A 12867-nucleotide genomic window follows, 5' to 3' on the forward strand; every position below is an offset into this window, starting at 1 on the left:
CCCGGGGGCGCTGCAAACCCTGCTGATGCAGGGCCGCTTGGGGATGAACCCCAAGCATAGTTGTTACTTGATGGTCAGGGCTTCCAGTTTGCCGCTGTTGCCATACACATAAATCGTGTCGCCCACCACCAGCGGACGAGCACGCAGGCCGTCGCTGTCGATGCGCTCACGGCCGACGAAACGACCGTCGACCTGACTCAGCAGATGCAGATAACCTTCCAGGTCACCCACAGCTACGTAGCTGGAGAACACTTCCGGTGCCGACAGTTGACGGCGAGCCAGCGAATCGTTGCTCCACAGTGCGGTGGTGGAACGCTCGTCGACGCCTTCAACGGTGCCCGAGGACAGGCTCACGTAGACGCTGCCGAAACCCTGAGCGATACCGGCGTAGCTCGACGCATCGCGCTGCCACAGTTGACGACCGCTTTCCAGGTCCAGCGCCGCAACGCGACCCTGATAGCTGGCCACGTACAGCGTACCGCCGGACAGCAGCAGACCGCCGTCGATGTCGACGACGCGCTCCAGCTCCGAACGACCTTGTGGAATGGCGATGCGTTGTTCCCACACCGGCACGCCGTTGGAGATGTCCAACGCGACCACTTTACCGGTCGACAGGCCAGCTACCGCCAGGCGGTTGGTGACCAGCGGAGCACTGGTGCCACGCAGGGTCAGGACCGCCGGGGTGCTGTCATACACCCAGCGCTGGTTGCCGGTGGCAGCGTCCAGACCGATCAAACGATCGTCCTGGGTCTGCACGACGACCACGTCGCCATTGTTGGCCGGCGGCGCGAGCACTTCACTGTTGACGCGGGCACGCCACTTCTCTTCACCGTTGCTGGTGTCCAGAGCGACGACTTCGCCACGCAGGGTACCGATCAGTACCAGACCATAACCCACGCCGACGGCGCCGGAGACAGGCAGTTCCAGATCCTGGTCCCACTTCACGTCGCCGTTGCTGCGATCCAGCGCCATCACCACACCAGTCACATCGGCGGCGTAGATGGTGTCACCGTCGATCGCCGGCACCAGCATGTTGTAGGTTTCGCCCTGACCGTCACCGATCGAGCGGCTCCACTGCTTCTGCAGAACGACTTCTTCTTTGAAGTCGGTCAGTTCGGCCGGTGGCAATTCTTTCTTGCTGTTGCTGCTGCAACCCGCGGCCAGAAGGGCCAGAGCCAGCAATGCTGCATGCTTCCAACGGATCACGTCACGCATCCCCTTTGGCCAGGTCGTCGAGCTTGATTTGAAGGCCACCGACCGCCGCTTCATCCGACAGTGCCGCCTTGGCTTTTTGATACGCCTTGTTCGCGTCATCGGTACGGCCCAAGCGCACCAGCAGGTCGCCCTTGAGTTCTTCGCGAGTGGCCAGGAACGCTTTGTCGGCATCGCCGTCGAGCAGTTTCAGGGCGTCTTCGGCCTTGTCCTGCGCGCCCAGCACCTGCGCCAGACGCTGACGGGCGATTTCGCCCAGCGCCGGGTTGGCCGGTTTGTCGACGATGGCTTTGAGTTCGGTTGCTGCGTCGTCCAGCTTGCCGCTGTCAACCGCCACTTTGGCGACGAACAGGCTGCCGTATTGCGCATAGGCAGAACCGCCGTATTCGCTGTTGAGCTTGCCGGCCAGGTCCGCAACGCGGGCGGCATCAGGCTTGCCGTCAGGCGTCAGCGTGGTTTCCAGCAATTGCTGATAGAGCACCGAGGCGCCTTGCGACTGGTTGCTCTGGTACTTGTGCCAGGCCTGCCAGCCGAACACGATGACCAGCGCCAACAGGCCGCCGGTGACCAGAGGTTTGCCGTTGCGTGTCCACCAGTCCTTCAAATCCGCCAACTGTTCGTCTTCGGTACTCGACACCCCAATACTCCTTAATCGCTAAATCGGCTGTTAAGACAGCTTCAACCCTGCACGACGCAGGTGGCCAGGTGAGCGGCGAGCGCATCCCAGGCAATGCTTTGTTGTTCGCCCTGGCCACGCAGGGGTTTGAAACCTACCACTTGCTGGGCCATTTCGTCGTCACCGAGGATCAATGCGTACAGCGCACCGCTCTTGTCGGCCTTCTTGAACTGGCTTTTGAAACTGCCGGCGCCGGCATTGACTTGCAGGCGCAGGTTTGGAAGTTCATCGCGAACCCGTTCGGCCAGGGCCAGACCGGCCAGCTCGGCCTCTTCACCGAAGGCGCAGAGGTAGACGTCGACCTGACGGGAAATTTCTTCCGGAATCTGCTCAAGGGTTTCGAGCATCAATACCAGACGCTCGATGCCCATGGCGAAACCGACGCCCGGGGTTGGCTTGCCGCCCATCTGCTCGACCAGACCGTCGTAACGGCCGCCCGCGCACACGGTGCCCTGGGCGCCGAGCTTGTCGGTGACCCATTCGAAAACGGTTTTGCTGTAGTAATCGAGGCCACGCACCAGTTTCGGGTTGAGCACGTAAGGAATGCCGACGGCATCCAGACGCGCCTTCAGGCCTTCGAAGTGAGCGCGGGACTCGTCGTCGAGGTAGTCGGCCATTTTCGGCGCATCGACCAGCACGGCCTGAGTGTCGGCATTTTTCGTGTCGAGCACGCGCAGCGGGTTGGTTTTCAGACGACGCTGGCTGTCTTCATCGAGCTTGTCGTGGTGCGCCGAGAGGTACTCGACCAGCGCTTCACGATAGCGACCACGGGATTCGCTGGTGCCGAGGCTGTTGAGTTCGAGCTTGACCGCATCACGAATGCCCAGCTCGCCCCACAAGCGCCAGGTCATGATGATCAGTTCGGCGTCGATGTCCGGACCGTCGAGGTTGAACACCTCCAGACCGATCTGGTGAAACTGACGATAACGGCCTTTCTGCGGACGCTCGTGGCGGAACATCGGGCCGATGTACCAGAGTTTCTGCACCTGACCACCGCCGGTGATGCCGTGCTCAAGCACGGCACGCACGCACGCCGCAGTGCCTTCCGGACGCAGGGTCAGCGAGTCGCCGTTGCGGTCTTCGAAGGTGTACATCTCTTTTTCGACGATATCGGTGACTTCGCCGATCGAGCGCTTGAACAGCTCGGTGAACTCGACGATCGGCATGCGGATCTGCTTGTAACCGTAGTTATCCAGCAGACGCGCCACAGTGCCTTCGAAATAACGCCACAGCGGGGTCTGTTCGGGCAGGATGTCGTTCATGCCACGAATGGCTTGCAGAGACTTGCTCACAAAATTTCCTTAATTCGTTCGATCAGCCGCGCGCGATAACGGCAGCGTCAGCTTCGACCTTTTCGGCCGCTTTCTGGCGGATCAGCTTTTCCAGCTCGTCCACCAGATTGTCATTCGTCAGCTTCTGCGACGGCTTGCCGTCGATGTAAATCAGGTTTGGCGTGCCGCCGGTCAAGCCGATATGGGCTTCCTTGGCTTCGCCGGGGCCGTTGACCACGCAACCGATGACCGCGACATCCAGCGGCACCAGCAGGTCTTCAAGGCGCCCTTCCAGCTCGTTCATGGTCTTGACCACATCGAAGTTCTGCCGCGAGCAGCTCGGGCAGGCGATGAAGTTGATGCCACGGGAACGCAGATGCAAAGACTTGAGAATGTCGTAACCGACCTTCACTTCCTCGACCGGGTCGGCCGCCAGCGAGATGCGGATAGTATCGCCAATCCCTTCGGCGAGCAGCATACCTAGGCCCACGGCGGATTTCACCGTGCCCGATCGCAAACCGCCGGCTTCAGTGATGCCGAGGTGCAGCGGCTGGACGATTTCTTTCGCCAGCAAACGGTAGGCTTCGACGGCCATGAACACGTCGGAGGCTTTCACGCTGACCTTGAAGTCCTGGAAATTCAGGCGTTCGAGGTGTTCAACGTGGCGCAGCGCGGATTCGACCAATGCGGCCGGGGTCGGCTCGCCGTATTTCTTTTGCAGGTCTTTTTCCAGGGAACCGGCGTTGACGCCGATCCGGATCGGAATGCCGCGATCACGCGCCGCATCGACCACGGCACGCACGCGGTCTTCGCGACCGATGTTGCCCGGATTGATGCGCAGACAGTCCACACCCAGTTCGGCCACGCGCAAGGCGATTTTGTAGTCGAAGTGGATGTCAGCCACCAACGGCACTTTGACCAGTTGCTTGATCTTGCCGAACGCCTCGGCGGCGTCCATGTCCGGCACCGAGACGCGAACGATGTCGACGCCGGCGGCTTCCAGACGATTGATCTGCGCCACGGTCGCGGCGACGTCATTGGTGTCGCTGTTGGTCATGCTCTGCACAGCGATCGGCGCGTCGCCGCCCACCGGTACGTTGCCGACCCAGATCTTGCGCGATTCGCGACGTTTGATTGGAGATTCGCCGTGCATGACTTATTGACCCAACTTCAGGCGAGCAGTCTCGCCACTGGTGAACGGAGCGATATCGACCGGTTGGCCGTTGTAGCTGACCTGTGCCGCGCGGGCAACGCCCAGACGTACGGCGAGCGGCGGCTTGCCGGAAACACTCACGCTGTCGCCTTTATGCTTAAGGCCGCTGAAAATCACTTTGCCACGGCCATCGGTCACCTGTGCCCAGCAATCGCCGGTGAACTGCAATTGCACCTGGCCTTCGCCGGCAACCGGAGCAGCTGCTTCAGCGCTTGGCGCTTGAGCAACCGGCGCGGTCGGGGCAGGTGTCGCTGGGACATTCGGCGCTGGAGTGGCCGGAGCCGCCACCACTGGCGCAGGCGTCTGTGCCGGAGCGCTTGGCGCAACTGCCGGGGCAGCCGGCTCGGTTGCTGGCGCTGCGGACTCGGCACCGGTGGATTCAGCACTGGTTTCCGACTGCGGCAAGGCCAGCGATGTCGAATTGTCAGCCTGATTTTCGGCGACAGCCTGGTCTTCCGGCTCGTCAATCGGGTGGATCTGCGTGGTGCCGTCCGCGCCTTCGACTTCGACGTGTTCCGGCGCCAGGCTGGTCAGATCGCGGGTGCGCTGCGAGGTCTGATCCTGCCACCAGACGAAACCGCCGCCGATGACCGCGATCAGCAGCAACAGGCTGACGATACGCAAAATGGTGTGGGAAACCCGCACCGGCTCTTCGATACGACCGAGGGCGTGAACGTTGCTGCCCTGGGAATCGGTGCCGGTGGACTGGTCGAATTGCTGAACCAGAACGGTCTGGTCCATGCCGAGCAATTTGGCATAGGCGCGAATGTAACCGCGAGCGAAGGTATGCCCCGGCAGCTTGTCGAAAGCGCCGGCTTCAAGATTGCTCAGGGACGTCACGGTGAGGTTGAGCTTGAGGGCCACTTCGGCCAGCGACCAGCCATTGCTTTCGCGGGCCTGGCGCAGGGTCTCACCGGGATTTACGCGATTCGCTGCTACAACTTCGGGATGCGCCGCTTTCATCATTGCTCCGACAGGTATTGCTGATATTCCGGCGTACCGGGATAGAGTCGTTTTAATTGCAGACCGTAACTGGCTGCCTTGTCGCGATCTTCAAACACTTTTGCCAGCCGAACGCCGAGCAATAGACTACGTGCATTTTGTTCGGTGAGCTGGCTGAAACGGTCGTAATAGTCACGCGCGGGCACATAATGCCTGTCTTCGAAGGACAACTCAGCCATTTCCAGCAATGCGCGCGGTTGTTGGCGATTCAGGCGCAGGGCTTTTTCCAGCTGTTGCTGGGCCAGATCACGCTGGCCAAGCTTGGCGGCGGTCATGCCGAGGTTTTCGAAGACCCGCGAGCGCTCAGGATACAGGGTATCGGCGGCCGCTTGTTCAAAACGCTCGTAGGCTTCCTTGTAGCGCTGTTCTTCGTAGAGAAAACTGCCGTAGTTGTTGAGGATGCGGGCATCGGCAGGACGTGAGGACAAGGCCTTGCGAAAGTGCTCGTCGGCAAGTGCCGGCTCCATCTCGGCCTGAAACACCAGACCGAGGGCCGCATTGGCATCGGGGTCGGAACCGTCCAGCTCCAGCGCTTTCTTCAGTGGCACCTTGGCGCGCTCGGTCATGCCTTGCTGAAGATAGCCCAGCCCCAGCTGCACGTAGGCAGCCCGCGCTTCATCGCGGCCCTTGCTGGTCTTCATCGGATTGTAGTCACCCGACAGGACACAGCCAGCGCACAGGCTGGCCAACAGCAACAGCAGCGCAAAGCGCAGGGACATAGAGATCCTCTCTTAGTTAGTGTTCGCGGCGTTCTGTGCCAGATCGCTGTCGGCGCTCAACTCGCGCACGGCGATGTAACGTTCGCTGCGACGGGTGCGATCCAGCACCTGCCCTACCAATTGACCACATGCGGCGTCGATGTCTTCACCACGGGTGGTGCGCACGGTGACGTTGAAACCGGCCTGATGCAACTGATCCTGGAAGCGGCGGATGGCATTGTTGCTCGGCCGCTCGTACCCGGAGTGCGGGAACGGGTTGAATGGGATCAGGTTGATCTTGCACGGGATGTCTTTAAGCAGCTCGATCATTTCCACTGCGTGCTCAAGCTTGTCGTTGACGTCCTTGAGCAAGGTGTACTCGATGGTCAGCACACGTTTCTCGCCAAGGGCGGACATGTAGCGCTGGCACGACTCGAGCAGCATCTTAAGCGGATATTTCTTGTTGATCGGCACCAATTGGTTACGCAATGCGTCATTCGGTGCGTGCAGGGACAACGCCAGGGATACGTCGATGTGCTTGGCCAGCTCATCGATCATCGGCACCACACCCGAGGTGGACAGGGTCACGCGGCGCTTGGAGATCCCGTAGCCGAGGTCATCCATCATCAGATGCATGGCGGCGACGACGTTGTCGAAGTTCAGCAACGGCTCGCCCATGCCCATCATCACCACGTTGGTGATGGCGCGGTCGACGGTGGCCGGGACGCTGCCGAAAGATTTGTTGGCAATCCACACCTGACCGATGACTTCGGCGGCGGTGAGGTTGCTGTTGAAGCCTTGCTTGCCGGTGGAGCAGAAACTGCAATCCAGGGCACAGCCTGCCTGGGACGAAACGCATAGAGTGCCGCGCTTGCCCTGGGGAATGTACACGGTCTCGACGCAGCTGCCGGACGCCACGCGCACCACCCATTTACGGGTGCCGTCGCTGGAGATGTCCTCGCTGACCACTTCCGGACCACGCACTTCAGCAATGGCCTTGAGCTTGTCGCGCAAGGCTTTGCTGACGTTCGTCATGGCGTCGAAATCATCGACGCCAAAGTGGTGAATCCATTTCATTACCTGACCGGCACGGAAACGCTTCTCCCCGATTGAGTCGAAGAATTTTTCCATTTCCGGCTGGGTCAGACCCAGCAGGTTTGTTTTAACAGTCGATGTAGTCATGGATTCACCTTCACTCTGCAAGCAATGCTTAGCGAGTGGTTACTTCAGTAGCTGCGAAGAAGTAAGCGATTTCGCGAGCGGCAGCAGCTTCGGAGTCCGAACCGTGAACGGCGTTGGCGTCGATCGATTCAGCGAAGTCAGCACGGATGGTGCCGGCAGCAGCTTCTTTAGGGTTGGTAGCGCCCATCAGCTCACGGTTGCGAGCGATAGCGTTTTCACCTTCCAGAACCTGAACGACAACCGGACCGGAAGTCATGAAAGCAACCAGGTCACCGAAGAAACCGCGCTCGCTGTGCTCAGCGTAGAAGCCTTCGGCTTCGGCTTTGGACAGTTGCTTCAGTTTCGAAGCTACAACGCGCAGGCCAGCGTCTTCGAAGCGAGTGGTGATCTTGCCGATCACGTTTTTAGCAACGGCGTCAGGCTTGATGATGGAGAAAGTACGTTGAACAGCCATGGTGTAACTCCAGAAACGGTAATTTGCGAAAAATTAAACCCGCGAATTATACGCGGGTTCTTGGGTATTGCCTAACCTGCGAGACGATCAGTCCAATTCTGCGGCCCAAAGGGTCTGGACCGCTTCCAACACCTTCTCGCCAACGCTACCAGAGGTGTCGTCAAAATCGGGGAGTGACTTGATCATCTGCTGCAGTTTGACGAAACCAACAGAATACGGATCGGTACCCGGGTGGGCCTCGGCCAGCTCTTCTGCAATGCGTTGAACATCATTCCAACCGTAGCTCATGACAGTCTTACCAGTCAGTGCGGCGCTTCGGCCGCATGGTTAAGCGAATATTTCGGAATCTCGACGGTGAGGTCTTCCTCACCGACGATGGCCTGGCAAGCCAGACGCGATTGCGCCTCAAGGCCCCAGGCACGATCAAGGAAATCCTCTTCCAGCTCGTCAGCCTCTTCCAGCGAGTCAAAACCCTCGCGGATGATGCAGTGGCAGGTGGTGCAGGCGCAGACGCCGCCGCACGCGCTTTCCATCTCGATATGGTGTTCGTGGGCCAGTTCGAGAATCGATGTGCCGGGCGCAGCCTCGACCACCATGCCTTCAGGGCAGAACTTCTCGTGGGGCAGAAAAATGACCTGCGGCATCAGATATCCTCGATTTCATTCAGGTTGCGCCCCGACAGAGCGGCTTTCACCGTCAGATCCATGCGGCGGGCAGCAAAAGCATCGGTCACTTGCGACAGACGCTTGGTCTGCTGCTCGATGGCGTAGCCATCGGTACCTTTCATCAGTTCGGCCAGTTCCTGCATTTGCAGTTCGATGACCATACGCTCTTCGGCGTCGAGCAATCGCTCGCCATCGGCCTCCAGCGCGCCCTGCACCGCCTCGAGCAGGCGCTGGGCATCGACTTGCTGCTCACGCAGGACGCGGGCGACCTTGTCGTCATTGGCGTGCTGGAACGAATCCTTGAGCATCTTGGCGATTTCGCCATCGGTCAGACCATAGGAAGGTTTGACCTGAATGCTCGCCTCAACGCCCGAGCCCAATTCACGGGCAGACACGCTGAGCAGACCGTCGGCGTCGACCTGGAAGGTCACGCGAATTTTCGCCGCACCGGCCACCATCGCCGGAATGCCGCGCAATTCGAAGCGAGCCAGAGAGCGGCAGTCGCTGATCAGCTCGCGCTCACCCTGCAACACGTGGATCGCCATGGCCGACTGGCCGTCTTTATAGGTGGTGAAGTCCTGAGCGCGGGCGACCGGGATGGTGGTGTTGCGCGGAATCACCTTCTCCATCAGACCGCCCATGGTTTCCAAACCAAGGGAAAGCGGAATCACGTCGAGCAGCAGCAGTTCGCCGCCATCGCGCTTGTTGCCAGCCAGGGTGTCGGCCTGGATCGCGGCCCCGATGGCCACCACTTGATCCGGGTCGATTTCCGTCAATGGCTGACGACCGAAGGCTTCGGCAACGGCTTCACGAACACGTGGCACGCGGGTCGAACCGCCGACCATGACCACAGCGTGGACGTCTTCCAGTTCAATACCGGAATCGCGAACCGCGCGGCGGCAGGCTTTCAGACTGCGCGCGACCATTGGCTCGATCAGCGCATCGAAGGCTTCGCGGGTCAGTTGCGCTTTCCAGTCGCCGTAAGCCACTTCCACACTGGCTGCATCGGTCAAAGCTTCTTTGGCCGCGCAGGCGGTTTGCAGCAGATTGCGTTGTGCGCCCGGATCGAGATCGGCGGACAGGCCAGCACTCTCGATGATCCAGCCGGCAATCGCATGATCGAAGTCATCGCCGCCCAGCGCGCTGTCGCCGCCAGTGGCCAGAACTTCAAAGACGCCGCCAGTCAGACGCAGAATCGAAATATCGAAGGTACCGCCGCCAAGGTCATAAATTGCAACCAGGCCTTCAGCATGTTGATCCAGACCATACGCCACAGCAGCAGCGGTCGGCTCATTGAGCAGACGCAACACGTTCAGACCGGCGAGTTTGGCCGCATCTTTGGTGGCCTGACGCTGCGCATCGTCGAAGTAGGCAGGAACGGTGATTACCGCGCCAACCAGTTCGCCACCCAAGGTCGCTTCAGCGCGCTGACGCAGGACCTTGAGGATATCCGCGGAGACTTCAACCGGGCTTTTCGGGCCTTGCACGGTGTCGATGAACGGCATGTGCGATTCGCCGCCGACAAAGCGGTACGGCAGTTGCTCGCCCAATTGCTTGACGTCGGACAGACCACGACCCATCAAGCGCTTGACCGAGAGCACGGTGTTAAGAGGATCGGAGGATGCCGCCAGCTTGGCGGACTCACCGACTTCGACGCGGTCGGCGTGATAACGCACGGCGGACGGCAGGATGACCTGCCCGTTGGCGTCGGCCAGCGGTTCGGAAAGACCACTGCGCAGCGCAGCGACCAGCGAATTGGTAGTACCCAAGTCGATGCCCACAGCCAGACGGCGCTGGTGCGGTTGAGGACTTTGGCCGGGTTCGGCGATCTGCAGTAGAGCCATGGTGATCAGGTCTTGTCTGTCTGTCAGCGTGCAATCAGGGCAGCACTGGGTTAATCGTCGAGGCGCTCTTCCAGCTGGCGCACTTCGTAGGTGAGCTTGTCGAGGAACTGCATGCGCCGCATCAGGCGTTCGGCCTGTTCACGTTGCGCTGCATCATCCCAACAGGCTGCGAAGCTTTCGTTGAGCTGTTCCTGAGCCGTCTTCAAACGACGCTTGAATACCGCGACACCGTCGAGGTCGGCGCTGTCCTGCAGATCTTCGAGCTCTTCGCGCCATTGCATCTGCTGCAGAAGAAACTCGGGATCGTGGACGGTGACTTCCATCGGCACTTCATGCCCGCTGATTTTCAGCAGGTAGCGTGCGCGCTGGGCCGGGCTCTTGAGCGTCTGGTAGGCGTCGTTGAGCCGCGCCGATTGCTCGAGTGCCGAGCGCTGCTCGCGCTCGGAAGCGTCGGCAAAGCGGTCAGGATGGACGCCGCGCGCCAACTCACGGTAGCGCGTGGCCAACTGCTCGAGGTCCAGGCGGAAGCTCGGTTGCAGCTCGAATAAAGCGAAATGACAAGGAATACCCACGACCAGCCTCAGATGTTGAAGCTTTCGCCGCAGCCACATTCACCGCGCACGTTGGGGTTGTTGAACTTGAAGCCTTCGTTCAACCCTTCCTTGACGAAGTCGAGCTCGGTGCCGTCCAGGTAGGCCAGGCTTTTCGGGTCGATGATCACTTTTTCGCCGTGACTCTCGAACACCTGATCCTCCGCCACTACCTCGTCGACAAACTCCAGCACGTAGGCAAGGCCGGAACAGCCTGTGGTGCGAACACCCAGACGAATCCCTTCACCTTTGCCGCGCCCGTCGAGGGAGCGCCGCACGTGTCGAGCAGCCGCTTCTGTCATGCTGATAGCCATCGTTGACTCCTTACTCGTCGCCGAATCTTGAAATTCAGATCAAGCCTTTCTTCTGCTTGTAGTCGCGAACAGCCGCTTTGATAGCGTCTTCAGCGAGCACGGAGCAGTGGATTTTCACTGGCGGCAAAGCCAGTTCTTCGGCCAGCTGAGTGTTCTTGATGGTTTCGGCTTCGTCCAGGGTCTTGCCCTTCATCCACTCGGTGGCGAGGGAGCTGGATGCAATGGCCGAACCGCAACCGTAGGTCTTGAACTTGGCGTCTTCGATAACGCCCTGATCGTTGACCTTGATCTGCAGACGCATCACGTCGCCGCACGCCGGAGCGCCGACCATGCCGGTGCCGACATCAGGATCTTCCGCGTTCATCTTGCCGACGTTGCGCGGGTTTTCGTAGTGGTCGATGACCTTTTCGCTGTAAGCCATGATTCTCAATCCTCACTCATCAGGGCCGCTCTTGAGACCCTGCAACTGCGCTGCGTTAACGCCGCGTCGCTACAGGATCTGTATCCGGCGGCTTCTATAGTTAGTGTGCCGCCCACTCGATTTTCGAGATATCGACGCCGTCTTTGTACATGTCCCACAGCGGCGACAGAGCGCGCAGCTTGGTAACGGCCTCGCAGACTTTCTGCGCGGCGTAGTCGATTTCTTCTTCGGTGGTGAAACGGCCGAAGGTAAAGCGGATCGAGCTGTGTGCCAGTTCGTCGTTGCGGCCCAGGGCGCGCAGTACGTACGAAGGCTCCAGCGACGCCGAGGTGCAGGCCGAACCGGACGATACCGCCAGATCCTTGAGCGCCATGATCAGCGACTCGCCTTCAACGTAGTTGAAGCTCAGGTTCAGGTTGTGCGGTACGCGGGCGGTCAGGCTGCCGTTGACGTACAGCTCTTCCAGGTGCTCGACCTGCTTGTAGAAGCGATCGCTCAAGGCTTTGATGCGCACGTTTTCAGCGGCCATGTCTTCCTTGGCTACGCGGAACGCTTCGCCCATGCCGACGATCTGGTGGGTCGCCAGGGTGCCGGAACGCATGCCGCGCTCGTGACCGCCGCCGTGCATGGTCGCTTCGATGCGCACACGCGGCTTGCGGCTGACGTACAGCGCGCCGATGCCTTTAGGGCCATAAGTCTTGTGAGCGGAGAACGACATCATGTCGACTTTCAGCTTCTGCAGATCGATTTCGACCTTGCCGGTGGACTGAGCCGCGTCGACATGGAACAGCACGCCTTTGGCGCGCAGCATCTCGCCGATTGCAGCGATGTCGTTGATGGTGCCGATTTCGTTGTTGACGTGCATCACCGACACCAGAATGGTGTCTTCGCGCAGTGCCGCATCAATCATTGCCGGGGTGATCAGACCGTCTTCGGTCGGCTCGAGGTAGGTAACTTCGAAACCTTCACGCTCCAGCTGGCGCATGGTGTCGAGGACTGCCTTGTGCTCGATCTTGCTGGTGATCAGGTGCTTGCCCTTGGAGGCGTAGAAATGTGCCGCGCCCTTGATCGCCAGGTTGTCGGATTCGGTGGCACCGGAGGTCCAGACGATTTCGCGCGGGTCGGCATTGACCAGATCGGCCACCTGACGACGAGCGTTTTCGACGGACTCTTCAGCCTTCCAGCCGAACACGTGGGAACGGGACGCCGGGTTACCGAAGTTTCCGTCGACCAGCAGGCATTCACTCATTTTCTGCGCAACGCGCGGATCAACCGGGGTGGTTGCAGAGTAATCAAGGTAAATCGGCAATTTCATGGACTATCTC

15 protein-coding genes are annotated in these 12867 nt (G+C 60.1%); all 15 read right to left on the minus strand.

The features are described 5' to 3' along the window. Window positions 1–63: 63 nt before the first annotated feature. The 15 genes from bamB to NF676_RS22005 all read right to left on the minus strand — a co-directional run bounded on the left by bamB (window position 64) and on the right by NF676_RS22005 (window position 12857). Entirely contained in the window at window positions 64–1215 is a 1152-nt protein-coding gene (bamB, locus tag NF676_RS21935; protein ID WP_016773335.1) for an outer membrane protein assembly factor BamB, read from the minus strand. Then, window positions 1208–1849, minus strand: a complete 642-nt coding sequence (locus NF676_RS21940) for a tetratricopeptide repeat protein (protein ID WP_056790153.1) — start codon at window positions 1847–1849, stop codon at window positions 1208–1210. The genes bamB and NF676_RS21940 overlap by 8 nt, the downstream gene beginning before the upstream one ends. 41 nt (window positions 1850–1890) lie before the next feature. Next, entirely contained in the window at window positions 1891–3180 is a 1290-nt protein-coding gene (gene hisS, locus NF676_RS21945) for a histidine--tRNA ligase (protein WP_056790156.1), read from the minus strand. A 22-nt stretch (window positions 3181–3202) separates the two neighbouring features. Next, window positions 3203–4312 (minus strand): flavodoxin-dependent (E)-4-hydroxy-3-methylbut-2-enyl-diphosphate synthase, encoded by a 1110-nt coding sequence (gene ispG, locus NF676_RS21950; protein WP_016773332.1) that lies wholly within the window; start codon window positions 4310–4312, stop codon window positions 3203–3205. Between the two features lie 3 nt (window positions 4313–4315). Further along, window positions 4316–5335: a RodZ domain-containing protein gene (locus NF676_RS21955; RefSeq protein WP_065616635.1), complete on the minus strand. Its 1020-nt coding sequence runs from the start codon at window positions 5333–5335 to the stop codon at window positions 4316–4318. After that, window positions 5335–6093 carry a type IV pilus biogenesis/stability protein PilW gene (gene pilW, locus NF676_RS21960; protein ID WP_016773330.1) on the minus strand — a complete coding sequence of 253 codons (759 nt, stop codon included), beginning with the start codon at window positions 6091–6093 and terminating at the stop codon, window positions 5335–5337. Before pilW ends, NF676_RS21955 begins: the two co-directional genes overlap by 1 nt. A gap of 12 nt (window positions 6094–6105) precedes the next feature. Further along, a complete protein-coding gene (gene rlmN / locus NF676_RS21965) occupies window positions 6106–7254 on the minus strand; it encodes a dual-specificity RNA methyltransferase RlmN (protein ID WP_024014215.1) in 1149 nt (382 codons plus the stop codon). 28 nt (window positions 7255–7282) lie between these two features. Next, on the minus strand, window positions 7283–7708 hold the full coding sequence (gene ndk / locus NF676_RS21970; protein ID WP_024014216.1) for a nucleoside-diphosphate kinase: 426 nt from the start codon (window positions 7706–7708) through the stop codon (window positions 7283–7285). A gap of 87 nt (window positions 7709–7795) precedes the next feature. Beyond that, window positions 7796–7996: a Fe-S cluster assembly protein IscX gene (iscX, locus tag NF676_RS21975; RefSeq protein ID WP_056790162.1), complete on the minus strand. Its 201-nt coding sequence runs from the start codon at window positions 7994–7996 to the stop codon at window positions 7796–7798. A 14-nt stretch (window positions 7997–8010) separates the two neighbouring features. Next, complete coding sequence (gene fdx, locus NF676_RS21980) at window positions 8011–8352, minus strand: ISC system 2Fe-2S type ferredoxin (protein WP_016773327.1); 342 nt, start codon at window positions 8350–8352, stop codon at window positions 8011–8013. After that, window positions 8352–10217 carry a Fe-S protein assembly chaperone HscA gene (hscA, locus tag NF676_RS21985; RefSeq protein WP_039761433.1) on the minus strand — a complete coding sequence of 622 codons (1866 nt, stop codon included), beginning with the start codon at window positions 10215–10217 and terminating at the stop codon, window positions 8352–8354. Before hscA ends, fdx begins: the two co-directional genes overlap by 1 nt. 50 nt (window positions 10218–10267) lie before the next feature. Continuing rightward, complete coding sequence (gene hscB, locus NF676_RS21990) at window positions 10268–10789, minus strand: co-chaperone HscB (protein WP_056790165.1); 522 nt, start codon at window positions 10787–10789, stop codon at window positions 10268–10270. A gap of 8 nt (window positions 10790–10797) precedes the next feature. After that, window positions 10798–11121 (minus strand): iron-sulfur cluster assembly protein IscA, encoded by a 324-nt coding sequence (gene iscA, locus NF676_RS21995; protein WP_003227904.1) that lies wholly within the window; start codon window positions 11119–11121, stop codon window positions 10798–10800. Between the two features lie 34 nt (window positions 11122–11155). Next, window positions 11156–11542, minus strand: a complete 387-nt coding sequence (gene iscU / locus NF676_RS22000) for a Fe-S cluster assembly scaffold IscU (protein WP_003227907.1) — start codon at window positions 11540–11542, stop codon at window positions 11156–11158. Between the two features lie 100 nt (window positions 11543–11642). Continuing rightward, on the minus strand, window positions 11643–12857 hold the full coding sequence (locus NF676_RS22005; protein ID WP_016773324.1) for an IscS subfamily cysteine desulfurase: 1215 nt from the start codon (window positions 12855–12857) through the stop codon (window positions 11643–11645). Window positions 12858–12867 lie beyond the last annotated feature (10 nt).

It is taken from the genome of Pseudomonas siliginis, from assembly GCF_024072275.1.
Lineage (GTDB): Bacteria > Pseudomonadota > Gammaproteobacteria > Pseudomonadales > Pseudomonadaceae > Aquipseudomonas > Aquipseudomonas siliginis.

Excerpts from the sequence above, each read along its gene's own strand:
- bamB (WP_016773335.1), bottom strand. The coding sequence starts at position 1,215 with ATGCGTGACGTGATCCGTTGGAAGCATGCAGCATTGCTGGCTCTGGCC.
- ispG (WP_016773332.1), bottom strand. The coding sequence starts at position 4,312 with ATGCACGGCGAATCTCCAATCAAACGTCGCGAATCGCGCAAGATCTGG.
- NF676_RS21955 (WP_065616635.1), bottom strand. The coding sequence starts at position 5,335 with ATGAAAGCGGCGCATCCCGAAGTTGTAGCAGCGAATCGCGTAAATCCC.
- pilW (WP_016773330.1), bottom strand. The coding sequence starts at position 6,093 with ATGTCCCTGCGCTTTGCGCTGCTGTTGCTGTTGGCCAGCCTGTGCGCT.
- rlmN (WP_024014215.1), bottom strand. The coding sequence starts at position 7,254 with ATGACTACATCGACTGTTAAAACAAACCTGCTGGGTCTGACCCAGCCG.
- ndk (WP_024014216.1), bottom strand. The coding sequence starts at position 7,708 with ATGGCTGTTCAACGTACTTTCTCCATCATCAAGCCTGACGCCGTTGCT.
- iscX (WP_056790162.1), bottom strand. The coding sequence starts at position 7,996 with ATGAGCTACGGTTGGAATGATGTTCAACGCATTGCAGAAGAGCTGGCC.
- fdx (WP_016773327.1), bottom strand. The coding sequence starts at position 8,352 with ATGCCGCAGGTCATTTTTCTGCCCCACGAGAAGTTCTGCCCTGAAGGC.
- hscA (WP_039761433.1), bottom strand. The coding sequence starts at position 10,217 with ATGGCTCTACTGCAGATCGCCGAACCCGGCCAAAGTCCTCAACCGCAC.
- iscA (WP_003227904.1), bottom strand. The coding sequence starts at position 11,121 with ATGGCTATCAGCATGACAGAAGCGGCTGCTCGACACGTGCGGCGCTCC.
- iscU (WP_003227907.1), bottom strand. The coding sequence starts at position 11,542 with ATGGCTTACAGCGAAAAGGTCATCGACCACTACGAAAACCCGCGCAAC.
- NF676_RS22005 (WP_016773324.1), bottom strand. The coding sequence starts at position 12,857 with ATGAAATTGCCGATTTACCTTGATTACTCTGCAACCACCCCGGTTGAT.